This window comes from Sphingosinicella sp. BN140058 (assembly GCF_004135585.1).
Classification (GTDB): Bacteria; Pseudomonadota; Alphaproteobacteria; order Sphingomonadales; family Sphingomonadaceae; genus Allosphingosinicella.
Genome location: NZ_CP035501.1, coordinates 1,503,713 through 1,525,532 on the forward strand (window position 1 = coordinate 1,503,713; position 21,820 = coordinate 1,525,532).

General features: G+C 68.7%; 18 protein-coding genes. 5 read left to right on the forward strand and 13 right to left on the reverse strand.

The genetic code is table 11. From position 1 onward, the window contains the following. Positions 1-24 precede the first annotated feature (24 nt). Positions 25-1,500 (forward strand): tryptophan halogenase family protein, encoded by a 1,476-nt coding sequence (locus ETR14_RS06770; RefSeq protein ID WP_243455797.1) that lies wholly within the window; start codon positions 25-27, stop codon positions 1,498-1,500. Between the two features lie 36 nt (positions 1,501-1,536). On the opposite strand, the gene ETR14_RS06775 is transcribed toward ETR14_RS06770, so the two are convergent. Further along, entirely contained in the window at positions 1,537-3,810 is a 2,274-nt protein-coding gene (locus ETR14_RS06775; RefSeq protein WP_165356346.1) for an EAL domain-containing protein, read from the reverse strand. A gap of 60 nt (positions 3,811-3,870) precedes the next feature. Further along, a complete protein-coding gene (locus tag ETR14_RS28170; RefSeq protein WP_165356347.1) occupies positions 3,871-6,675 on the reverse strand; it encodes a FecR domain-containing protein in 2,805 nt (934 codons plus the stop codon). 246 nt (positions 6,676-6,921) lie between these two features. Here ETR14_RS28170 and ETR14_RS28175 point away from each other — a divergent pair, with 246 nt between their 5' ends. Next, positions 6,922-7,080, forward strand: coding sequence for a hypothetical protein (locus ETR14_RS28175; RefSeq protein WP_165356348.1), 159 nt, complete (start codon positions 6,922-6,924; stop codon positions 7,078-7,080). A 45-nt stretch (positions 7,081-7,125) separates the two neighbouring features. Here ETR14_RS28175 and virB11 read toward each other — a convergent pair whose 3' ends face one another. The 8 genes from virB11 to ETR14_RS06830 all read right to left on the reverse strand — a co-directional run bounded on the left by virB11 (position 7,126) and on the right by ETR14_RS06830 (position 14,893). Further along, positions 7,126-8,133 carry a P-type DNA transfer ATPase VirB11 gene (gene virB11 / locus ETR14_RS06795; RefSeq protein ID WP_129383955.1) on the reverse strand — a complete coding sequence of 336 codons (1,008 nt, stop codon included), beginning with the start codon at positions 8,131-8,133 and terminating at the stop codon, positions 7,126-7,128. Further along, positions 8,130-9,236, reverse strand: coding sequence for a TrbI/VirB10 family protein (locus ETR14_RS29080; protein WP_243455798.1), 1,107 nt, complete (start codon positions 9,234-9,236; stop codon positions 8,130-8,132). The genes virB11 and ETR14_RS29080 overlap by 4 nt, the downstream gene beginning before the upstream one ends. Beyond that, positions 9,236-9,739 (reverse strand): TrbG/VirB9 family P-type conjugative transfer protein, encoded by a 504-nt coding sequence (locus ETR14_RS06805; RefSeq protein ID WP_243455799.1) that lies wholly within the window; start codon positions 9,737-9,739, stop codon positions 9,236-9,238. Before ETR14_RS06805 ends, ETR14_RS29080 begins: the two co-directional genes overlap by 1 nt. Further along, positions 9,736-10,587 (reverse strand): virB8 family protein, encoded by an 852-nt coding sequence (locus ETR14_RS06810; protein ID WP_129383956.1) that lies wholly within the window; start codon positions 10,585-10,587, stop codon positions 9,736-9,738. The genes ETR14_RS06805 and ETR14_RS06810 overlap by 4 nt, the downstream gene beginning before the upstream one ends. Continuing rightward, complete coding sequence (locus ETR14_RS06815; protein WP_129383957.1) at positions 10,584-11,873, reverse strand: type IV secretion system protein; 1,290 nt, start codon at positions 11,871-11,873, stop codon at positions 10,584-10,586. The genes ETR14_RS06810 and ETR14_RS06815 overlap by 4 nt, the downstream gene beginning before the upstream one ends. Further along, the gene (locus ETR14_RS06820) at positions 11,873-14,245 is read right to left on the reverse strand and encodes a VirB4 family type IV secretion/conjugal transfer ATPase (protein ID WP_129383958.1); all 2,373 of its coding nucleotides are present in this window, start codon (positions 14,243-14,245) and stop codon (positions 11,873-11,875) included. The genes ETR14_RS06815 and ETR14_RS06820 overlap by 1 nt, the downstream gene beginning before the upstream one ends. Then, positions 14,224-14,508 carry a type IV secretion system protein VirB3 gene (locus ETR14_RS06825; RefSeq protein WP_129383959.1) on the reverse strand — a complete coding sequence of 95 codons (285 nt, stop codon included), beginning with the start codon at positions 14,506-14,508 and terminating at the stop codon, positions 14,224-14,226. The genes ETR14_RS06820 and ETR14_RS06825 overlap by 22 nt, the downstream gene beginning before the upstream one ends. A 94-nt stretch (positions 14,509-14,602) precedes the next feature. Beyond that, on the reverse strand, positions 14,603-14,893 hold the full coding sequence (locus ETR14_RS06830) for a TrbC/VirB2 family protein (protein ID WP_243455903.1): 291 nt from the start codon (positions 14,891-14,893) through the stop codon (positions 14,603-14,605). 959 nt (positions 14,894-15,852) lie between these two features. On the opposite strand from ETR14_RS06830, the gene ETR14_RS06835 reads away from it, so the two are divergent. From ETR14_RS06835 to ETR14_RS06845, 3 genes are all read left to right on the forward strand, one after another. Next, positions 15,853-16,383: a cupin domain-containing protein gene (locus tag ETR14_RS06835; protein ID WP_129383960.1), complete on the forward strand. Its 531-nt coding sequence runs from the start codon at positions 15,853-15,855 to the stop codon at positions 16,381-16,383. Positions 16,384-17,035: 652 nt separating this feature from the next. Next, a complete protein-coding gene (locus tag ETR14_RS06840) occupies positions 17,036-19,882 on the forward strand; it encodes a twin-arginine translocation signal domain-containing protein (RefSeq protein WP_129383961.1) in 2,847 nt (948 codons plus the stop codon). A 95-nt stretch (positions 19,883-19,977) separates the two neighbouring features. After that, entirely contained in the window at positions 19,978-20,745 is a 768-nt protein-coding gene (locus ETR14_RS06845) for a hypothetical protein (protein WP_129383962.1), read from the forward strand. A 67-nt stretch (positions 20,746-20,812) separates the two neighbouring features. Here the strand turns inward: ETR14_RS06845 and ETR14_RS06850 are convergent, their stop codons facing one another. The 3 genes from ETR14_RS06850 to ETR14_RS06860 form a co-directional block, all read right to left on the reverse strand. Then, the gene (locus ETR14_RS06850; RefSeq protein WP_129383963.1) at positions 20,813-21,157 is read right to left on the reverse strand and encodes a RidA family protein; all 345 of its coding nucleotides are present in this window, start codon (positions 21,155-21,157) and stop codon (positions 20,813-20,815) included. A gap of 130 nt (positions 21,158-21,287) precedes the next feature. Further along, positions 21,288-21,521, reverse strand: coding sequence for a hypothetical protein (locus tag ETR14_RS06855; protein ID WP_129383964.1), 234 nt, complete (start codon positions 21,519-21,521; stop codon positions 21,288-21,290). Between the two features lie 34 nt (positions 21,522-21,555). Further along, positions 21,556-21,795, reverse strand: a complete 240-nt coding sequence (locus ETR14_RS06860; RefSeq protein WP_129383965.1) for a hypothetical protein — start codon at positions 21,793-21,795, stop codon at positions 21,556-21,558. Between the last annotated feature and the right edge of the window lie 25 nt (positions 21,796-21,820).

Genomic DNA, 21,820 nt, shown 5'->3' on the forward strand with positions numbered 1-21,820 from the left:
GGAAAAGGTTTGAACGGGCGCGAAGTGAAGAAGGTGGTCATCGCCGGCGGCGGAACGGCGGGCTGGATCGCGGCGGCGGCCCTGTCGCGGCAGCTTGGGCGGTTGATCGAGATCGTTCTCGTCGAATCGGACGAGATCGGCACGGTCGGAGTCGGCGAATCGACGATCCCGACCGCACGCAGCTTCAACGCTCTGCTCGGGCTCGACGAGCCGGAATTCATGCGGGCGACCCAGGCGACGTTCAAGCTCGGCATCGCCTTCGAGGATTGGGCGCGGGTCGGCGACCGCTACGTCCATTCGTTCGGCCAGGTCGGCACGTCGACCTGGATCGCCGAATTCCACCATTTCTGGCTGGAGGCGCGCGCGCGCGGCCTCGCGGGCGAGATCGGCGACTATTGCTTCGAACTGCAGGCCGCCGAGGCCGGCAAGTTCGCCACCGGCTCCGACACGACGATCAACTATGCCTATCATCTCGATGCAACGCTGTACGGCCGATTCCTGCGCGCGCGGAGCGAAAGCCACGGCGTCACCCGCGTCGAAGGCCGGATCGCCTCGGTCGAGCAGGATCCGGAAAACGGCTTCATCCGCGCCCTCGCGATGGAGTCGGGCGAGCGGGTCGAAGGGGATCTGTTCATCGATTGCACCGGCTTTCGCGGCCTGCTGATCGAACAGACGCTCCGGGCCGGCTACGAGGATTGGGGCCAGTGGCTCGCCACCGACAGCGCGCTTGCGGTGCAGACCGGATCGGTCGGGCCGGCGCTGCCCTACACCCGCGCGATCGCCCATCGGGCGGGCTGGCAATGGCGGATCCCGCTGCAGCACCGCGTCGGCAACGGCCTCGTCTACGCGAGTGCCCACATGGAAGACGACGACGCCAGAGCGCTGTTGATCGAGAAGCTCGAAGGCGAGGCGATCACTGAGCCGCGTCTGATCCGCTACCGCACCGGTCGGCGGCGCAAGACCTGGGACAAGAATTGCATCGCACTCGGGCTCGCCAGCGGTTTCGTCGAGCCGCTCGAATCGACCTCGATCCACCTGATCATGATCGCGGTCACCCGGCTGATGCAGCTTTTCCCCTTCTCCGGGATCAGCGATGCGGTGGTGAACCGGTTCAACGAACAGGCGCGGAGCGAGCTGGAGAGCATTCGCGACTTCATCATCCTCCATTACAAGCTGACGGAGCGCGACGATTCCGCCTTCTGGCGGCAGTGTCGCGATATGGCGGTTCCGGACAGTCTTGCCGAGCGGATCGGACTCTTCCGGGAAGCCGGCTTCGCTTACCAGGCGTCAGAGGATCTGTTCCGAGTCGATTCCTGGGTGCAGGTGATGCTCGGGCAGCGGCTGCAGCCGCTCGGCCATCACCGCGTCGGTGAATTGATGGGGTCGGAGCGGATCCAGCAGTCGCTCGCCGACCTCAAGGGCAAGATCGCTGCGGCGGTGCAGAGGATGCCCACCCATCAGGCCTTCATCGATCGCTATTGCGCACCGGCGTCGGCCTGACCCTGCCGACGGTCCGCGGCGTCGCCTGGCGAAGCGTCAGGCCGCCAGCTTGTCGCGGTCGTGCAGGAAGGCGGCCAGCGCCCCGGCGGTGAGCGGCCGCGCTATGTAGAAGCCCTGGGCGGTGTCGCACTGCATCTCGCCGAGCAGCCGCAGGCACTCGCCATCCTCGATCCCTTCCGCGACCACCTTCATGCCGAGCTCGTGCGCCATTGCGATCGTCGAGCGCACCATGATCGCGTTGCGGCGGTCCTGCGCGATCGTCTGGACGAAGCTCTTGTCGATCTTGAGCTCGGTTGCCGGCAGGCGCTGCAGGTAGCCGAGCGAGGACTGGCCGGTGCCGTAATCGTCAATCGATATGTTGACGCCGAGCGCGCGCCAGCTTTCGAGCGCGGCGACGGCCCGCTCCGGATCGAGCATCGCCGCGCTTTCGGTCACTTCGATCGTCACACGGTCGGCGGCGGCAATGCCGTTGCTGAGCGTTCCCCGCACGGTTTCGATGAAGCCGTGGTCCGCGAGCAGGGTCGCCGAGACGTTCACCGCAATGCCGATCGGGTGGCCCTGATCCGCCCAGCTGCGCGCATCGTCGAGCGCCTGGCGCAGCACATGGATGGTGAGATCGCCGGCGCGGCCGTTCGCCTCGATCACCGGGATGAAGCGGTCGGGACCGATCGGTCCCCGCTCGCGATGGTTCCAGCGAACGAGCGCCTCGACGCCGACGATGCGGCCGCTCGCGATGTCGAGTTTCGGCTGATAGGCGTTCCACAGATCGCCGCTGGCCAAGGCCTGGTCGAGCTCGGCAAGCAGCGACAGCTGCCAGCTGGCCTCCTCGCCATCGGCCTCGGTGAACTTCTGCCAGCGGCCGCCGCGTCGGGCGGCGTTGAGCGCGGCAAGGTCGGCATCGGCGACGCGCTGGCGGGGCGATCGCGGCGCGCCGGCGGCGGAGAGGCCGAAAGTCAGCGACACTTCGACGGGCCGATCGATCTCGATCGGGGTCCGCATCAGCGCCGCGGCTTCCTCCAGCCGCCCGTCCAGACTGGTCTCGTCCTCGGTGCGCTCGATCCAGGCGAGCGTCGCGGTGTCGATCCGGTAGATCGGCCCCTGGGCACAGCTGCAGCGCAGCCGGTTCGAGACCCGCACGATCAGCTGCGCGACCGCGTCGCTGCCGAGGCTAGACGCCAGGATGGTGAAATTCTCGATATGCGCGACGATCAGGTTGGCGCCGGCGCGGCTGCTCATCGCCGCTTCAAGCGCGCTCAGATTGGGGAGGCCCGTTCCCGGATCGTGCCGCGCCCGCCGCTGCGCCCGATCCGCCGCCAGCGCGACGCAGGTGAAGGCGATGCCGCAGGCGAGGGTAAGCAGCCCCGGCACCACCGCTAGGGTCAGAGCGAACTTCTGCTCGGTAATCAGCGGCAGCAGCAGGAGCAGCAGGCCGGCGGCGGCCATCAGGGCCAGGTGCCGCGGCTTGCGTCCGCCGCCGAGCAGGGCGACGATGGCGAGCGCTGCAAGCCAGGGCAGCGCACCGCTCCAGCGCTGGGGCACCCGGCCGCCGATCAGGCTCTCGGCGGCGACTGCCTGGATGACGACGCCGGGCAGCACGCCGTGCCGCGGCGTCGTGTAGCGATCCCAGATCTCGATCGCGGTGGCGCCGATCATGATCTTCTTGCCCCGGATTGCCGCGGCCGGGACCTTGCCGTCGAGGACGTCGATCAGGCTGAGCCGCGGAACGGTGGCGGGGTCGATCGCATAGTCGATCGGGAAGTCCTGGCCGATCGCGGCGCTCGCGCCGGCGATGAGGCTGGGCAGCGAAGGCCTCGGCGTGTCCGCAGTCTCGACGCCGAGCAGCATGCTCCTGACCTCGCCGTCGTCATCTGGCTGGACGTTGACGGCGCCGAGAAAGGCCCGGTCCGCAAGCATCTTGATCGGCAGATTGTCGACGAACCCCTCGGCGCCGCTACCCGCGGCCTGGCGGAAGGTCGAGATGATCACGCCGCCGCCGGCGCGATCGAGTGCGGCCGCAAGCGCTGCATCCTCCTTCGGCTCGGTCGGCGACGAAAAGTCGACGTCGAACGCGATCGTGCGGGCGCCGGCATGCCGGAGGCGATCGACCAGCCTGGCGTGAACGCTTCGCGGCCATGGCCAGCGGGCGATCCGCTTGATGCTGCGCGCATCGATTTCGACGACGACGATCTCGCCGCTCGCCGGATGCGAACGGAGCCCGTAGCGGACGTCCTGCAGCGTCTCCTCGAGCCCGGCACCGGCGCCGGTGAACAAGGCGAGCAGGCCGATGCCGGCGGCTACGGCGAGGGTCACCCGTTGTGGAAGGCGCCGGATCCGACTCGCAATGTCACCGAAGCGCGACATCCTCCGCCCTTAACGCTCGCGTTCGAGGACGTTGCGAAGCGCGGCTTCCACACGCTCACGCCGGCCGGCACCGAGATCGCGCGCCGCTGGTTCCTCGACCTGAGGCGGCTGGACCGCGGCCGGCGGCACGACCGCCTCACTCGACGGGGCAGCGTTAGTCTGGGCCAGCATGTCGGCCGGGCTTTCCACGCCGCTCGCCTTAGCCTTGCCGCCACTGTCCTTGTCGCCGGGACCGTTGTCGGCCGCGCCCTTGCCCGGGCCCGCATCCTTGGGCGGCTCGGAGCCCTTGTCGGGGCCGCTATCCTTGGGCGGCTCGGAGCCCTTGCTGGGGCCGCTGTCCTTGGGCGGCTCGGAACCCTTGCCGGGGCCGCTATCCTTGGGCGGCTCGGTGCCCTTGTCGGGGCCGCCGTCCTTGGGCGGCTCGCTGCCCTTGCCGGGGCCGCTATCCTTGGGAGGCTCGCTGCCCTTGCCGGGGCCGCTGTCCTTGCCGGGGCCGCTGTCCTTGGGCGGCTCGGAGCCCTTGCCGGGGCCGCTGTCCTTGGGCGGCTCGGAACCCTTGCCGGGGCCGCTGTCCTTGGGCGGCTCGGTGCCCTTGTCGGGACCGCCGTCCTTGGGCGGCTCGCCGCCCTTGCCGGGGCCGCCGTCCTTGGGCGGCTCGCCGCCCTTGCCGGGGCCGCTATCCTTGGGCGGCTCGCCGCCCTTATCCGGGCCGCCGTCCTTGGGCGGCTCGCTGCCCTTGCCGGGGCCGCTGTCCTTGGGCGGCTCGCTGCCCTTGCCGGGGCCGCTGTCCTTGGGCGGCTCGCTGCCCTTGCCGGGGCCGCTGTCCTTGGGCGGCTCGCTGCCCTTGCCGGGGCCGCTGTCCTTGGGCGGCTCGCTGCCCTTGCCGGGGCCGCTGTCCTTGGGCGGCTCGCTGCCCTTGCCGGGGCCGCTGTCCTTGGGCGGCTCGCTGCCCTTGCCGGGGCCGCTGTCCTTGGGCGGCTCGGTGCCCTTGCCGGGGCCGCTGTCCTTGGGCGGCTCGCTGCCCTTGCCGGGGCCGCCATTGCCGTTGCCGTTCCCGTTATTGCCGGTCCCGTTCCCGGTGCCCGACCCGGCATCGCTGCCGCCATTGCCGTTGCCGTTGCCGTTATTGCCGTTGCCGTTCCCGGCGCCCGACCCGGCGTCGCTGCCGCCGTTGCCGTTGCCGTTCCCGTTATTGCCATTACCGTTCCCGGCACCCGACCCGGCGTTGCTGCCGCCGTTGCCGTTGCCGTTGTCGTTATTGCCATTACCGTTCCCGGCGCCCGACCCAGCATCGCTGCCGCCATTGCCGTTGCCGTTCCCGTTATTGCCGTTGCCGTTCCCGGTACCCGACCCGGCGTCGCTGCCGCCGTTGCCGTCGCCGTTCCCGTTATTGCCGTTCCCGGCACCCGACCCGGCGTCGCTGCCGCCGTTGCCGTTGCCGTTATTGCCGTTGCCGTTCCCGGCGCCCGATCCGGCATCGCTGCCGCCATTACCGTTGCCGTTGCCGTTCCCGGTGCCCGACCCGGCATCGCTGCCGCCATTGCCGTTGCCGTTCCCGTTATTGCCGTTGCCGTTCCCGGCACCCGACCCGGCGTCGCTGCCGCCGTTGCCGTTATTGCCGTTGCCGTTCCCGGCGCCTGACCCGGCATCGTTGCCTCCGCTCACCGGAGGCGGCGTGGTGTCGCCGCTCGCCGGAGGCGGCGTGGTGCCGCCGCTTTCCGGGGGCGGCGTGGTGTCACCGCTCGCAGGAGGCGGCGTGGTGCCGCCGCTCGCAGGAGGCGGCGTGGTGCCGCCGCTCGCAGGAGGCGGCGTGGTGTCACCGCTCGCAGGAGGCGGCGTGGTGCCACCGCTCGCGGGGGGAGTGACCGTGCCGCCGCCCTGATCGTTGCCGTTACCCGCTTGCGGATTGAGGATCGCGCTGACGTTCTCGGGCATGGTCGCGAGCGGCCGCGAGAGTTCGGCGAACACGACCGCCGCCGGAGACGGGCCTTCGATCAGGCCGCCGGTGAGATCGGACAGCGACTGAGCGCCCTCGCCGATCGGGCTTGCGATCACCATCGGCTCCGCCTGGGCCGGATCGGGCTGGGCGACAGCGACCGGCGGAGCGGAGTCGCTCGCGGGATCGGCCGCCTCGGCAGGCGTCGCTGCAGGTTCGCCGGAAGCGGCTGGCGCCGCGGCAGCGGTGCCGAACTTGGCGCCGAGCGACGAAGTCACCGTGCCCGCCGGATTCTCGGAGCGGATGACCTTGCTGGTCTCGCCCTGGATGGTGAGCTGGTAGAGATCGCCGGCGCCGACGCTGGCGATGTTGCCCGGCCGGATCAGTTCGGCGGCGCCGCCGTCCAGGGTCGACACTTCGACCGCGCCTTCGGTGACCTGGACGTTGCTGCCCTGCGGACCGACGTTGACCGTGAAGGTCGTGCCCTTGACGACCGCGGCGAGATACGGGGTCTGAACGCCGAAATGGGGGGTGCTCTTCTTCTCGATCTTGAACAGGGCAGTGCCGTAGTCGGCGATCATCTGCATCAGGCCGCCGCGGCTCTCGGCGACGATCGGCACGCGCAACTGGCTGCTCTGCGAGATGACGACGAATTCCTGGCCTCGGACGATGACGGCGCGGGCACCGGCGCCGGTCGCGATCGTCGATCCGCTGGCAAGCAACGCGCCGCGGGTAACGGCACGGGCACGGCCGTTCTCGACCACGCGAACGTTGCCGCTGGCTTCGGTGACGCGCCACTGCACCGGTGGCGCTGCTGCGGCGCCGGTGCCGAGTGCGAGAAGGAGGGGCGCCGCGGCGCCGAGGACGATCCTGTGCATGTTACCCCTGGAGAGAGGCCGAAATGGGGGCTCCCTCAAGCTTCGAACTATGCCCGGAACATTGAGAAGACGTTCCGCAACATCGTTAAGAAATCCTGCCGCCGCCCCGCCGGCAAGTACCGGCTTTGGAACAACTTTTCCGCGGTCCACGAGAATCGCGGAGGAGCGTCTCCGCCGCAGCCGTGCGGCCCGTATCCGTGGTTCCACTTAATTGCGGACGGCTCGCAACAACCTTAATTCGAAGCCATGACCCATCTGCCCGCCAAATCGATCACCGACGCCGAGCTCGAGGACGTCATCGCCATGGTCGCGCGCGGCCGCGCTATTCCGGCCGTGATCGTGGCCGCGATCGTTGAGCGGCTGGAGGAAGCGGAGCTGCGGACTCCACTGGCCGCCGCCGCCTGAGCCCGAGCCGGTCGGTCGCGCCAGGCGCCCGGCGCGTCGTCGCGATCAATCCTGACGATCGTTGAGCACCACCTGCGCGACGTGCCGGCGGCCGCCCGAGCGGCTCAGCTGGACGAATACGTCGATCGTTCGCTCGACATAGAAATGCACGTCCTCACGGCCGAGTCGCGAGCCGGCCTGAAGGACGAGCAGGGTGATCTGCTCGACGGCGCGCTCGGCGCTGTCGGCGTGAACGGTGGTCATCGAACCGGGGTGGCCGGTATTGACCGCCCGCAGGAAGGCATAGGCCTCCTCCCCCCGCAATTCGCCGAGAATGATCCGGTCGGGTCGCATGCGCAGCGACGCCGCGACCAGATCGTTGGTCGAGACCTCCCCCTCGCCCAGACGGCTGCGCGAGGCGACCAGCCCGATCGCATTGGCGTGGCGCAGCTGCAATTCGGGCGTGTCCTCGATGAAGATCAGCCTTTCCTCGGCCGGGATCTCGCGGATCAGCGCGTTGAGGAAGGTGGTCTTGCCGGTCGAGGTGCCGCCCGAGATGAGGATGTTCTTGCGGGCGCGGACGGCGGCGGCGAGCATTCCGGCGATGTCGCCGCGGCCAAGCTGCGCGCGCAGCGCATCGTCGCCGGCACCGGCGTGGAGGCCGGTCTGGACGCTGACCTCGCTGAGCGCGCCCGCCGCGACGTAGTCGGCAAGGCTGAGATCGGTCTCGAGATGCTTGCGGATGGCGAGCGCCATCGGCCCGCGGGTCGCCGGCGGCGCGACGATCTGGATGCGGGCGCCGTCGGGCAGGATCGCCGACAGCAGAGGATGCTCGCGGCTGATGCCCTGGTGCGAAAGCGCGGCGACCTGCCGCGCCAGCCGCCACAACATGGTGTCGTCAAGCTCGGGCGCGTCGAACCGCTCGATGCCGCCGCCGGTGGTTTCGACCCAGACTTCGCCGGGACGATTGACGTAGATGTCGGTGACGTCGTTGCGGCCGAGGATCGCGGCGAGCGGCGCCAGATAGGAGCGCAGATACACGCCCTGCGCCTCGTCCGCCGAGGCCGGCCTCACCGCCGGCCGATCCCGGTGAAATCGAGATCGCGCGCAACGAACACGCTAATGCTGGTGGCCGCCGGAACCGTGAGGGTCGGCCGGATCTGGTCCGGCGGCACCAGATTGCCGAGCTGCGCGCTGCTGCCTGGCGCCGCCACGATCACCGAGGAACTGCTGCCTCGCGAGGCCAGAGCGACGCCGACGTCGACCGCGGATTGCAGCAAGGCGCCGGCGAAGCGCTGGAAGAAATGGTTGTTGACCTTGGCCTTGACGCCGCCCCGGCCGAGCGTGTCGCTGGCCGGCGAGCCGATCGCGATGGTCACCCCATCCGGGCGTACCAGCCGCACCCAGCTCACGACCGCGCGCTTCTGGCCCGGCTGGGCGTCCGCCCGATACTGGCCGATCAGCCGGCTGCCGCGGGGGATCAGCACCCGTGTGCCGTCGAAGCCGCGAACGTCGCGCGAGACGATCGCGCGGGCGAAGCCCGGGCGGTTCGAATTGAACGCGGTCTCGAGCACCGCCGGAATCAAGGTGCCCTGCGGCACCGTGGTCGCCGGGTTGGCGAACATGCCGGCGCGCACGCGCGCGCCGAGCGTCACCCCGCCGGCCGCGTCGGCGCCGGCCGCGCCACCGGCGGCGGCGTCGGCCGCGGCGGCTGCCGCATTTGCCGGAGCGCCGCCGGCGGTGGTGTCGATCACCAAGGCCGCGCCGCCGTCGACCCGCTGCGGCGCCTGCGGCGGCGGTACCGGCTGGAGCGGCGCAGGTTGCGGCACGTAGACGATCTGAGGCTGGGCGGGACGCGACGGCAGCGACCGCGGCGCCGGTGCGGGGGCTCGTGGCGGTGCCTCGACCACCACCGGCGGCGGCACCGGCGGGGGCTGGACCGGCACGTAGAGCGGCGGCGGCGCTGCGATCCGTCCGGTCTCCTGGGCGGCGGCCTGCTCCGCCGGGAGAGCCCGCCGGCGCGAGTCCAGCACCAGGAAGAGGATGAGGGCGGCCATGGCGGCAAGGACGGCGAACACCCAGGTCGGCGCGCCGCTCCGCGGCAGCGCGACCACCGGGCGGATATCCTCAGGCACGGGCGGCTCGGTACGCGGATCGAGATCGTCGGGGCCGGCCATCAGCGCGCCTCCGCCGACGACGCAGGAAGGGCAGCTGTATCCGCCGCCGCTTGCGCCGCCTGACCCACCGCCGGAGCACCGTTCGCGGCGCTGGCCGCGGGCGCGGCTTCGGCGAAGCGGAAGCTGACGATATAGGCCATCGGCAGTGAAGGGTCGGCGAGCGGCGCAAGCTCCATCGCATAGACGCGCGCGGTGGTGACCACCGTCAGATTGGTCGACACCCCCGCCTGCACCGCTTTGACGAACAAGCGGTCGCCGCGGTGATTGGCGGTGACCTGCCAAGCGCCGCCATCGCCCAGGGCGACATTCTCGATCTCTTCGTCGGACCCGAGCTCGACCATCATCTGGTAGCCGGGAATCGCCTCCAGCAGGACGATCTGGCCCTCCTTGTAATCGACCACCTGCAGCCGCGGATCGCCGTCGCCGGGCACGGGACGGACCTGCGCCGTCAGCGGAGCGGCGGCGGCGAGCAGGAGAAGGGACAGAAGACCGCGCCGGATCACAACTCGACCTCCGGCTCCGCCCGCACCGGCGGCGGCGCGGCGCGGACCGGTGCGGCCGTGGCCGGTGCCGTCCGCGCCGGCTGCGGCGCGGCGGCGACGGGCGCGGTGCCGGGCGACGCACCGGACGTCGGCGCGGGCTGCCCGGGCTGTACGACGACCTCCGGCGGCGGCAGCGCCTCGGCGTCGCGGCGGTAGCGGACCACCTGGAAGCCGAGCGGATTGACGAAGCGGTCCTCGGCCGACATGGAATCGGGCACGAAGCGGTAGCGCAGGATCGCCGCCCAGGCGCCGACCGGGACCGCCTGGCCGCCGGCATCGCGCCGGATCGTGTCGAAGCGGACCATGGCGACGTTCTTGGCCAACGCGGAAACGCTCTTCACCCGGGTCTCGATCACGGTGCCGCGCGGATAGACCTGGAGCGGGCTGTTCGGATTGGTACCCTGCATCAATGCGACATATTCGGCCCGCGCTCTCTCCGCCGACCACAGAGCGGTCTTGCGGTAGGCGGCCTGGACCATGTCCGCGTCGAAGCTCTCCCGCGCGGTGACATATTGGACGAGGAAGCTCTGGGTGAGCGCGGTGTCGCCGGTGATCTTGGCCGGATTGATCGGATCGAGCGCCTGCACGTAGCCGGTCTGGCGATCGACCAGCAGGGTATAGGGCACCACCGTCTTCAATGGCGTCAGCGCGATCAGCGCGAGCGCTTCCAGCAAGGCGATGGACGCGGCGACCCCGCCGACGATCCAGGCCGCCTTGCGCGACTTGCGCAGGGCTTCGATCCGGTCCTGCGACCAGCCCTCGGCATCCTTGTAATAGGCATCGAGATTTTCGCGCGAAATCTTGTTCATCCGATCCTGTCCCGCCTTCCCGCGCCTGCCGAAACCCGGCCGCGGGTTCGCCGCCTGAGCCCGCGATCGGCCGGCGCGGCCGCCCCGGCCGCAGCGGCGGCATTGGTCTCCCGGCGCATCGCCGCGGCGATCGCTGGCGCGCCGAGCTGCGCCGCCTGCGGCGCCGCCCTGCCCATCTCGCGGCGCTGCGCCGCCTGCACCGCATCGGCGACGGCCATCGCCCGCGATCGCTCGTCGGCCGGCTCGCGCGCGCCTGCAGTCTGCACGATCGCGCCCGCGCGGCCGGCCGCTTGCGCCGCAACGACGCTCTCGACCCAGCGGCCGGGCGCGACCCGCCACGCCTGCGGCATCTGGAAGCCGCGCGCGACCTTGGCAGCGGCGGCGAGGATGCCGATCAGGACGAGCCCGAAGACCAGGGTCATCACCAGCAATTCGACCGGTACGCTCGGCGTCGGGATGTTGGCCCGGCGCAGCGACACGATGTTGACCAGCCACGATTCCATCAAAACGAGCTCGACCGCGAGCACCAAAGCGGTGCCGAGCGCGCCGAGCGCGGCGCCGGCGAGCCCGCGCACCCAGCCCTCGAACAGGCCGCGGGTATGATCGAACAGCAGGAACAGAGCGAAGAGCGGCCCGAGCGCGAGCAGCAGGCCGGCGATCAGCCGCACCGAGGCGAAGGCGGCGATCGCACCGGTGAGGAAGAGGGTGCGTCCTTGCGCCACCATCTTGGCGTCCTGGACCGGATTCCAGCGGGGCCGGTCCTGCAGCGATTGCAGCCGCTGCAGCTCCTGCTGTTGCTGGGCGGGCGTGAGCGTGCCGGTCGGCTGGACGATGATGTCGGCCTGCGGCGGCCGGCCGGTGCCGAGCACGGTCAGCTCGTTGATGAGATCGTCGACGCCCTGCAGCCGCGCGATCAGGCCGCCTTCGACGCCGGGGAGCCCGGCCGGCGCGCCGACCTCCGCCGCAAGCTGGGCCGGGCCGCGAAGGGCGACGTCATAGGCGAGGATCCGGAAGGCCGGCCAGCTCGTCGCCAGAGCGAGCACGATGCCGACCTTGGCCGCCGCGAGCACGCCATCGCGCGCGGTCGGCGCCTCGCCGAGCAGCAGCCGATAGCCGATGATCGCGACGAACAGGGTGAGTGCGCCGGTCAGCGCCAGCGCGACCCCCGATCCCGGCGCGGCGAGCGCCTGATAGCCGCCCTCGCCGATCGATTGGGCATAGCAATCGATCGTGTTCAGCAGGTTGCTGAGGAACTGGCCGTTGGGCGCGAAGGCGGGACACGCCATCAAACGCGCTCCAGCAGCCGCGGAATCCAGGCCTCGGGATCGTCCCCGGCCTCGGCGCGGATGTCATCGAGCAGGCGCACCGTGCGCTCCCGGCCGGACAATATAGTCAGCAGATCGCGCTCGCCCGAAAGATTGAGGCGGACGACGACGCTGTCGGTGCCGTGCTTGACCAGGAAGCAATGGGCATTGTCAGGCATCGTCCGCACGATCTCATATTCGTGCGGGGTGAGGCCGAAACCCTCGACATAATCGGACTCGCGCGCCTTGGGATTGGCCATGAAGATCTGGGTCGCGGCCTGCTCGATGATCGCGCTGGCGATGCGGCTCTCGAGTGCGTCCTGGGCGCTCTGGGTGGCGAAGCCGACGATTCCGTTGCGCTTGCGGATCGTCTTTTCCCAATCCTTGATGCGGCGGACGAAGACCTCGTCGTCGAGCGCCTTCCAGCCTTCGTCGACGACGATGATCGCCGGCGATCCGTCCAACCGCTCCTCGACCCGGTGGAAGAGATACATCATCGCCGGGGTTCGGACCGCGGGATCGTCGAGGATCTGGGTCATGTCGAAGCCGACCGAAGCGGCGGTGAGATCGGTCAGATCCTGCGCATTGTCGAACAGCCAGGCGCGCTCGCCCTCGCCCCACCACGGCCGCAGCCTTGCCCACAGATCGGCGGAATGGGCGCGATGGCCGCCGCGGAACAATTCGGCGATGTTGCGGAGGCGCCGGTGGGCCGCAGGCTGGGCGAAATTGGCGTCCACCGCATCCTTGATCTGCGCCATTTCGTCGACGTCGGCACCGCCCGCGAGCACCGCCAGCCAGCCGATCAGGAATTGGCGGTTGGCGTGGCTGTCCTCGATCTGCAGCGGGTTGAGGCCGGAGGGGGTGCCCGGGCGCAAGAGATCGTAGCGGCCGCCGATCGCGCGGATGAACAATTCGGCGCCGCGATCCTTGTCGAAGAAGATGATCCGCGGCCGGAATTTGCGCGCCTGCGCGAGCAGGAAATTGAGCACCACCGTCTTGCCCGACCCGGACGGGCCGATGACGGTGAAATTGCCGAGATCGCCCTGGTGGAAGTTGAAGAAATAGGGCCCGGCGGCGGTCGTCTCCAGCAGGGTCACCGCGTCGCCCCAATGATTGTCGGAGGGACGGCCGATCGGGAAATTGTGGCCGCTGGCGAGGCCAGCGAAATTGGCGGTTGAGACCAGGCCCTTGCGCGCGATATATTTGAAATTGCCCGGGAATTGCGCCCAGAACGCAGGCTCAAGCGCAATTTCCTCGCGCACCGCGATGATGCCGAGATCGCCGAGCGCGGCGAGGATCTCGGCGACGCCGTCGTCCACCCCGTCCGGCGTGTCAGCATGGACGGCGATGGTCAGGTGATGCTCGCCGAAGGCGGCGCGGCCGGCGGCGACGTCGTCCTTGGCGCGCGACAGATCGGCGCGGAGGCTGACCGCCTCGTCCTCGGCCGAGCGCATCCGCCGCAGCGCCAGGTTCATGCCCGAGAGTGCGGCCTGGCGATCGACGAAGCCGAAGCTCTGCGAGATGGTCAGCTCGAACGGCAGCCGCAGCAGATCGTCGAGCATCCCAGCCTGGGTTTGGCCCGGGTAATCCTTGATCGAAACGATGCCCTGAAAGGCGCGCGGCGCGGTGCCGGTGCGGCCGAGCTCGACGCTTTCCTGGCCGAAGCTGATCCTTCGATAGGGCAGATAATCGCCGAGATCCTGGTTGGGCAGCAGCACCGGCCGGCTCTCGGCGTTGAGCAGGGTGGAGAGGAATTCGAGCGGCTCGGAGCAGATGCCGTGCTCGGTGTCGCGCACGCCGAGCAGGCGCGGCTGGTAATTGCCGAGCGCGGCGATGAGGGCATCGCGGGCGGCGCCGAGCTGGCGCAGCTCGTAGCCGGTCGACGCGCCCGGGGCCTCGGCGGCACGGCCGAGCGCGCCGCGAATGCGATCGAGGATGCCGACGCGGCCCTGCAGCGGCCGCCTTACCAAAGTAAGATAGAGATCGTTGACGTAGAGCTGCTTGGCGGCGAGCCGCGCCGCCCAGGCTTCGTCGAGCTCGCGCGAGAAGCGGTCCTCATGCTCGGCGGGAAGGTCCGCCTCGACCCGGCGGCGCACGATATGATGGTAGAGGGCGAAGCGCGACGATCCGATTGCCTGCAGCATCGCGTCGCGCAGCCGCTTGCGATAGTTGATCTCGTCCGTATCCGCAGTCTCGAACAGCAGGCCGCGCAGATGGATGACCTGCAGCAACAGGCCGTCACGGGTCTCGATCGTGTGATCGTCGACGTGCCGCGCATAAGGCAGATGACGGCCGACCGGCTGCTCGCGCGCGATCACCTTTGGATCGCGGGTCAGGGGCGGTAGGAGTTGCATTGCCAGAGCCGATGGTTGCGCACGCGCGGACAGTGGCGGACCTTGGCCAGCCACAGATCGAAGAAGCGCGGCTCACGCACGCACAGGATCGCGCCGACGCCGTGGATGATGAGGGCCGCAAGCAGCACCCAGATCGAGCGGAAGATCAGGAACAATTCGGTCGCCAGCACCGCGTTGACGACGAAGAAGCTGTAGGTGACCCCCGCGAACATCTGCGGCCGCGTCAGCGCAACGAAGAGCTGGTCCTGATCGAGCCGGTCCATCAGCGCGTACCCCGCGCGAGGTGCGCGGACGCGCGCCTTCGGGGTATCCCGAGACGCGCCCTCGCGGCCGAACGAGCGAAGGCCGTCACGGCCTTCAGTTGCCGAGCGTCGCCGTCGACTGGATGCCGGCGACGATGCTGGCCGCACCGAACAGGATGAAGCAGCCGACGATCACGGTGGCGCCGTAGCGCCAGTTGATCCGGCCGGTGAGCATCAGGAAGCCGACCGAGGCGACCGCGATCACCGCGACCACGGTGGCGATGGTGCCAAGCAGCGTGCCCTGCAGCCACTGCACCGCCGATACGATCACGCCCGAGCCGGCCGGATCCGACAGCGAATCCTGTGCAAAGGCCGGCGCTGCAGACAGAGCGAACAGGCCCGCCAGAGCCGACGCAATCCGCCGCACATGAGAAATCGTCACCACGCATCCCCCTCGTCACTCACCACGGCACGAGACCGTTCGCCGTATCGCCGGCGGTCGCATGCGACACCGCCGATTCGGCCCATCTTGCGGACCTCGCCACCCCGCTTCGTTCCTAATCGAAAGTCGAAGCCCGACAAAGCGCTTTCGCGTGTCGGCGCAACGCGTTCCGGCGGCAACCCTGACCCCGGAGAGCCGCGCATCATCGCGGGCCCGGTTTTGCGGCCAACCGCCCCGTGGCGAGCAGCCGTGGCGTAATCCGGCCCGGAGCGACGGCGGGGCCGATCCGGAGCGCTCCCTCCTGCGAGCATGCCAACGCGGCGTTCAAGGCGGCAGCGCGCGTGAAAGGGGCGCCGCGATGATCCGCCGCCGCGCGCTTATCAGCGGATCAACTCGTCATTGTCGACGCTTGCCTGTTACCGGAACGAGGAAAGAACCGAGGGCCTCGAAGGGATTCGGTCACCGACTCATAAAGCGCATTCCAATTTTTGGCTGAGGCGAGTTTGACGAGGGCGAAATAGTTGGCGATTACGGTGACACCCCCCACAGCCGGGGGGGGGGGGTCGACTAGTGGAGCGTCACCGTAGTTCGAGTGTCACCGCAGTTCGAGTGTCACCGCAGTTCGAGTGTCACCGTAGTTCGAGTGTCACCGTAATTCGAATCATAGGATTGCCGCGTAAGTCGTCACCCTCGCCACTGAAATCCATCAGGCTGCCTGAAGCCACTTACTCCTAACCCACCCGGCTCAAGGTGGCCGCGAGCCACGCGACAAGACGTTCATGCTTATACTTGCTAACAAACTGAGGGGATTCACGACAGCTGCAACACTAAGTCCTATTTCGGTCATGCGAATGTAGCGCGATGCCTGTCAAAAGGACATGGCTGGTCATCCGCAGACAAGGGTGACGTTATGGAAGTGACCCATGGAACATTCACCAAATCAGATTTCGGCAGTTCTTGAAGACGAAAAAGGCTGGGTTGAGATCACACCGGGCGAGCGATTTGCCATCCGCACCTCTGCCGTGGAAACGGCGGGGCGCTACACGATCATCGAGATCGTTGCCGATCCTCGCAACGCCGTGCCTCTGCACATCCACGGCAACGAGGAAGAACATTTCCTCGTCGTCGAAGGGCGTGTTCACCTCACCAACGGGGAGCAGAAGGTGGAATTGTCTGCCGGAGAGGCGGCTACGGTGAAGAAGGGCACGCCGCACGCGTGGGCCAATCTTTCGGATGCGCCTGTCCGGATGCTCGTGGTCTTCACACCCGGGGATCAGGAGAAGGCATTCCGGCTGATCGAGACCGTGCGTGACGGAGACTTCTCCGCCCTGATCGAGGAAAACGAGCGTTTGGGCACGAGCATCGTCGGCCCGCCACCCTATGACGATGTCTATTCGGTCTTCTCGCCAAGATTGGCGATCAATCCCACTTCGGGCTCTGCTGCCGAAGCTTGAATGACGGTGCCAGGGCGTGCTTCCCAACCAGGTGGGTCGCATCGTCGTCGACGTGGCTCGCCAGCCCTCGGCATCGTCGCTCTTGTTCATCCGCGTGCGCAAACACGCCATGTTCCCAAGACTCGCGCTCAGGTGTACTTCACTGCCCTCGCGGATGCCTCCGCCTGGCAACCAGAAGAGGCGCGACGATCGAGAAGATCACCCTCGATTCGCGAAGCGAACCGATCGGCCCGCAGATCGTCTGTGGTGATAAGATCGCGACGATTGAACCGGTCCACCGATCTTGCCCAGCAGGTCGTGCCGACGGCCGTGGTCGAAGCCACGCGCCACGCATAATCCCTGCCGACCTTGGTCGGCAGGGATCGCGCGGTCTCAATAGGCGGTGTTTATGCCGGCGACGGCCGTGGTGAGACTGTTGCCGGGGAAGGCGCCGGCCTGGCCGTTCGATTTGTCGATCGGCGAGCCCTTGCGGAACCTGCATCAGTCGAAGATGACATGATGCCTCCGCGCGGTGCCTTTGGATCGGAAGTCCAGTTTTCGCGCATGGACGGATGAGCCTCCAGCTACAAAGCCTGTCTCAATTCATATTGTGGGACGGCATCTCACATGCCATGACGCCAACGATATCGAGGCAACCACGGGCGAGGATGCGATGGCGATCAGCAGGCGGGGGTTTCTCGTGCAGTCTGCTCTGGCAGGTGGAACGCTTGCTGCTGCGCCCGCGCTCTGGGCGGCACCGCACAAGGCGCGGCCCGGGGCTGCGTCACCCCCCATCGATGCCGAGATCGTCTGGCTGGATGGGGCCGCGCCGACCCTGCACGAAGGCCTGACTTGGGGCGTGCCGTGGCCGCGGGGGACCAAGAAGGCGCGGGCGCGGTTCGGCCTGCGCGACGCTGGCGGCGGCGCGTTGCCGATGCAGAGCTGGACGACGGCCACCTGGCCGGACGGATCGATCAAGTGGACCGCGCATGCCATTCCCGCCGGCGCCGGCGGCAACGCGCCACTGATCGTCGGGCCGGGGCGGCCGGCGGCGTCTGCGGCGCCTGTTTCCGCCGCCGTGCAGGGCGATGCGATCGTGGTGCGCAACGGCGCGGTGACGTGGCGGATCGGGACGCGCGGCGCCCAGATCATTCGATCGGCGCTTCATGGCACGCGCGAGACCTTGCGCAACGTTCGGCTGGTCGCGACCGCACAGGACCGGCCGGAGAGCGAGGCGGCGGAAAGCGTCACCCGCAGCCGGTTCGAGAGCGCGATCGAGACGGCTGCGATCGAGCAGGACGGGCCGGTGCGCGCGGTGATCAGGGTGGAGGGCCGGCACCGCGGCGCGAACCGCGTAGACAGCACCGGCGGCACACCCACCGCCAGCGGCGCCGCGGCGGAGAGGCGGGCGTGGCTCCCCTTCTCGCTCCGGCTCTATTTCCATGCCGGGTCGGAAAGCGTGCGGATCGTCCACTCCTTCATCTTCGACGGCGACGAGCAGAAGGATTTCCTCTGTGGCCTCGGCCTCACCGGCGACGTGCCGATGGCCGACCTTCCCTATGACCGCCACATCCGCTTCGCCGGCAGCGGCGACGGAATCTGGGCCGAGGCGGTGCAGCCGCTGACCGGGCTGCGCCGCAATCCGGGCAAGGATTTCACCGAGGCACAGGTCGCGGGCCGGAAGGTGCCGCCGGTCGCCGAGATGGCGGCACCGGTGCGCGAGGGCCTGCCCTACGTGCCGCACTGGAGCGACTTCACCCTCGCCCAGGCCAATGCCGACGGCTTCACCATCGCCAAGCGCACCAAGGAGGGCCATGGCTGGATCGACGCCGATACCGGCGGCCGAGCCAACGGCCTCGGCTTCGTCGGCGGCCCGGCCGGCGGAGCAGCGTTCGGGATGGGCGATTTCTGGCAGCGCCCTCCCGTACGGCTCGACATCCGCGACGCAGCGACCGAAACCGCCGCCTTCACCCTTTGGTACCATGCGCCGGACGCGGTGATGGACCTGCGCTTCTATCATGACGGCATGGGCATGACCGACCATGTCGCCGAGAATGAAGGCCTCGACATCACTTACGAGGATTACGAGCGCGGCTGGGGGACGCCGCACGGCATCGCCCGCACCACCGAATTCACGCTCTGGGCCCTGGCCGAGACGCCGACGCGGGAACGGTTCGCGGCAATGGCGCACTTCGTCGCCAGGCCACCCCGGCTGGTGCCGACGCCGGCGCGGCTCCACGCCGCCGGCGTGTTCGGCGACTGGAGCCTGCCCGATCGCACCACCCCGGCGAAGTCCGCGATCGAGGAGCAGAACGATTTCCTGCTGCGCTTCTATCGCGAGCAGGTGGAGCAGCGACGCTGGTACGGTTTCTGGAACTATGGCGACGTGATGCACACCTACGATGCCGATCGCCACGTGTGGCGCTACGACATCGGCGGCTATGCCTGGGACAATAGCGAACTCTCGCCCGACCTCTGGCTCTGGTACAGTTTCCTGCGCTCGGGCGACGCCAGGGTCTTCCGGATGGCCGAGGCGATGACCCGGCATACCGGCGAGGTCGACGTCTACCATCTCGGCCGCTTCCGCGGGCTCGGCACCCGTCACGCCGTCCAGCATTGGGGCGACAGCTCCAAGCAGCCGCGAGTCTCCAACGCCGCCTATCGCCGCATCTATTATTATCTCACCGCCGACGAGCGCACCGGCGATTTGATGCGCGAGCTGCTCGACGGCGACCGCACCCTCGTCCACGTCGACATCGGCCGCAAGGTCAATGCGCGGCGGCCGGGCTCCGCCCCGCCCGGCGGCACCGGTGCGGTCACCGCCGACGCGCCCCTGCCCGCCGGCCAGATCTTCCTGCAGTTCGGAACCAGCTGGTCCACCCTGGTCGGCGCCTGGCTGACCGAATGGGAGCGGACCGGCGCCAAGACATGGCGCGACCGCATCGTCGCCGGCATGACCTCGCTCGCGGCGCTACCGAAACAATGGTTCGCCGGCGGCGCCCGTTTCGATCTCGCCAGCGGTCGCTTCATCGGGCCCGGCGACGCGGTCAGCGTCAGCCATCTGAACAGCGTGTTCGGCGCGGTGGAGATAAATGCCGAATTGTTCGACCTGCTCGACGTTCCCGCCTACGAGAAAGCCTGGCTGGACTATTGCGTCGCCTACAATGCGCCGCCCGAGCGTTTCGCCGCGTTGACCGGCGCCAAGGATCGCGGCGGCCGCAATCTCAAGGAAGGCCATAGCCGCCTCACCGCCTTCGCCGCCAGGCATCTGGGCGATCCCGTGCTCGCACGCCGGGCCTGGGACGAATTCTTCTCGGGCGACGCGGGCCTGGGGCTCGGTGTCGCCGCACGGGCGCGGCGGGTGGACGGGCCGGCGGTGCTGAAGCCGGTCGACGAAGCGCCGGGCGTGTCGACGAATGCCACCGCGCAATGGGGGCTGGCGGCGATCCAGAACCTGGCTCTGGTCGGGGATGTGGTCGAGGCGGCGTGGTCCGACCGGGCAACAAACCGGAAGCGCTGAAGACCCTTCCGGCGGAACGGCCCGCGACCACAGCTTGATTCGTCGACGATCACCGTCATGATGGGTCGAACGCACTTGGGCAGGATGCTTCGCGGATGAAACCCTCCGATCTCTTCATCGGCGTCCGCGACGTGCTCGCCCTCCTCGTGCCGGGAGCGGTGTTGCTGCTGCTCCTGCCGATCGACGCGATCAGGCACATCGCAAGAGCGATCACATATGCCCCGAATGCGGAAATCGATGCGACCCTGCTCCTGCTCTCCTTCCTGGTCCTCTCCCTTGCCGCCGGAAGCTTGTTGGCCGCACTTGCAGGCCAGATGGACAGGTTCGTCGATCGCCAAGTCGAGACCGACCTTGGCGACCTGCGCTTCCTGCCCGGCAGGAGACGCCTTGGCGGCACGATCAGGAGGATGAAGAGACTTGCAGGCCTGGCCTCTCAATTGCGGGATCGCGTGATCGGCGAGCACCAGGGTCTAGCGGACGCAGGGGAGACACCGTGGAGCGCTCGCGCCTTTTGGTGGACATATCTGCGGCTCAATTGCCCCGAGGCGATTTCGGAACTGGATCGGGTGGAGGGCTTCCAGAAGCAGTTTCGTTCGCTGACCCTGGTGTTCGCCATTCTCGCCTTTTCCGCTTTCGGCGCTCCGGTGAGTTGGGCAAAACTGGTCACTTCAGGACCCGACAGAGCTCTGCCCGACGCTTTTGCCGGCCTGCTTGCCGCCGAGCCGTGGCTGCTCTTCTTCGGAGCTGCGGTGGCGGCCTGTCTCTGTTTTCTCTCCTACGCCGCCTACCGCGTGACATTCTCGATCCGGCTGTTCGAGTTCGCGCTGATCCGCAATGTCACGTACATCGCCGACAAAGGCTGACGCGGCATCGACCTGGCGATCGATGCCGCTGAGGGGACGCGCCGATTCCAAACCCGACGCGAGGACGTCAAATCGCAGCGGTGACGATGATTTCGACCTTGTAGTCGGGCGTGGCGAGCCTGGCTTCGCCGGTGGCGCGGGCGGGTGCGTGGCCGGCGGCGACCCAGCCGTCCCAGACCGAGTTCATCTCGGCGAAATCGGCCATGTCGGCCAGCCAGATTGTGGCAGTGAGGATGCGCGTCTTGTCGGTGCCGGCTTCGGCGAGCAAGGCGTCGATCGAGGCGAGCACGCTCCGGGTCTGCGCCGTGACGCCCTCACCGGGATTGCCGACCTGGCCCGCCAGATAGACGATGTCGTTGTGGATGACGGCCTGGCTCATGCGCGGGCCGGAGTGAAGGCGGGTGATCGTCATGTCGTTCTCCATGCGGAATGTCCTCGGGCCCCGTAGCGGCGCCCGCCACGGTCTTGAAGCCCGATTGCGGCGTTCGCGATGGAACCGCACCCGCGGCGCACATGGTTTGCCGGCCCCGATCCGGCGGGACTTAGGCGGCGTGCGCGAGGATGGCCTCCCGGACGGCCTTCAATCCTTCGGCGCTGCGTACGGCGACATCGATCGGGCGGCCGTCGAGGCCGTCATGGTGGCTGTTGAGAAAGGCGATCGCAGCCCCCGGTGCCGGCAGATGCTCCCAGGCGAGCCTGGCGGCGGAGCCTTGCCGGGAGGCTTCCTCCGGCGACAGTTTCACGGCGGTGAATTTCTTGCGGAACGGCTTGTTCATGGATCCTCCGGTTGGTTGATGAAAATCGGCAGCTTCAATCATCTCGGCCCGAACCGTCGCCTTCGGCGAAGCCGCGATCCGGATTTTCGCTGAGGTCGCGCTCGGCCGCCGTGGGCGCGCCGCGGTCCAGCGCAGCCTCGGGCGGCGCCGTGGTCGAACCGCGCGGCGCGTGAAACTGGGCATGCGCGGCCTTGCGCCCGTCGGCGGACGCGGCGGATCGGGCAAACATCGCGGGCGCGCGGCGCGGGGTGGCAGGCTGAAGCAGAATGGGCATGGGAACTCCGCGTCGGAGCGGGAGC

What these genes read in the sequence shown, in the direction of transcription:
- ETR14_RS28170 (WP_165356347.1), bottom strand. Translation starts at nt 6,675, where the DNA reads ATGCACAGGATCGTCCTCGGCGCCGCGGCGCCCCTCCTTCTCGCACTC.
- ETR14_RS28175 (WP_165356348.1), top strand. Translation starts at nt 6,922, where the DNA reads ATGACCCATCTGCCCGCCAAATCGATCACCGACGCCGAGCTCGAGGAC.
- ETR14_RS29080 (WP_243455798.1), bottom strand. Translation starts at nt 9,236, where the DNA reads ATGGCCGGCCCCGACGATCTCGATCCGCGTACCGAGCCGCCCGTGCCT.
- ETR14_RS06810 (WP_129383956.1), bottom strand. Translation starts at nt 10,587, where the DNA reads ATGAACAAGATTTCGCGCGAAAATCTCGATGCCTATTACAAGGATGCC.
- ETR14_RS06815 (WP_129383957.1), bottom strand. Translation starts at nt 11,873, where the DNA reads ATGGCGTGTCCCGCCTTCGCGCCCAACGGCCAGTTCCTCAGCAACCTG.
- ETR14_RS06820 (WP_129383958.1), bottom strand. Translation starts at nt 14,245, where the DNA reads ATGCAACTCCTACCGCCCCTGACCCGCGATCCAAAGGTGATCGCGCGC.
- ETR14_RS06825 (WP_129383959.1), bottom strand. Translation starts at nt 14,508, where the DNA reads ATGGACCGGCTCGATCAGGACCAGCTCTTCGTTGCGCTGACGCGGCCG.
- ETR14_RS06835 (WP_129383960.1), top strand. Translation starts at nt 15,853, where the DNA reads ATGGAACATTCACCAAATCAGATTTCGGCAGTTCTTGAAGACGAAAAA.
- ETR14_RS06840 (WP_129383961.1), top strand. Translation starts at nt 17,036, where the DNA reads ATGGCGATCAGCAGGCGGGGGTTTCTCGTGCAGTCTGCTCTGGCAGGT.
- ETR14_RS06845 (WP_129383962.1), top strand. Translation starts at nt 19,978, where the DNA reads ATGAAACCCTCCGATCTCTTCATCGGCGTCCGCGACGTGCTCGCCCTC.
- ETR14_RS06850 (WP_129383963.1), bottom strand. Translation starts at nt 21,157, where the DNA reads ATGACGATCACCCGCCTTCACTCCGGCCCGCGCATGAGCCAGGCCGTC.
- ETR14_RS06855 (WP_129383964.1), bottom strand. Translation starts at nt 21,521, where the DNA reads ATGAACAAGCCGTTCCGCAAGAAATTCACCGCCGTGAAACTGTCGCCG.
- ETR14_RS06860 (WP_129383965.1), bottom strand. Translation starts at nt 21,795, where the DNA reads ATGCCCATTCTGCTTCAGCCTGCCACCCCGCGCCGCGCGCCCGCGATG.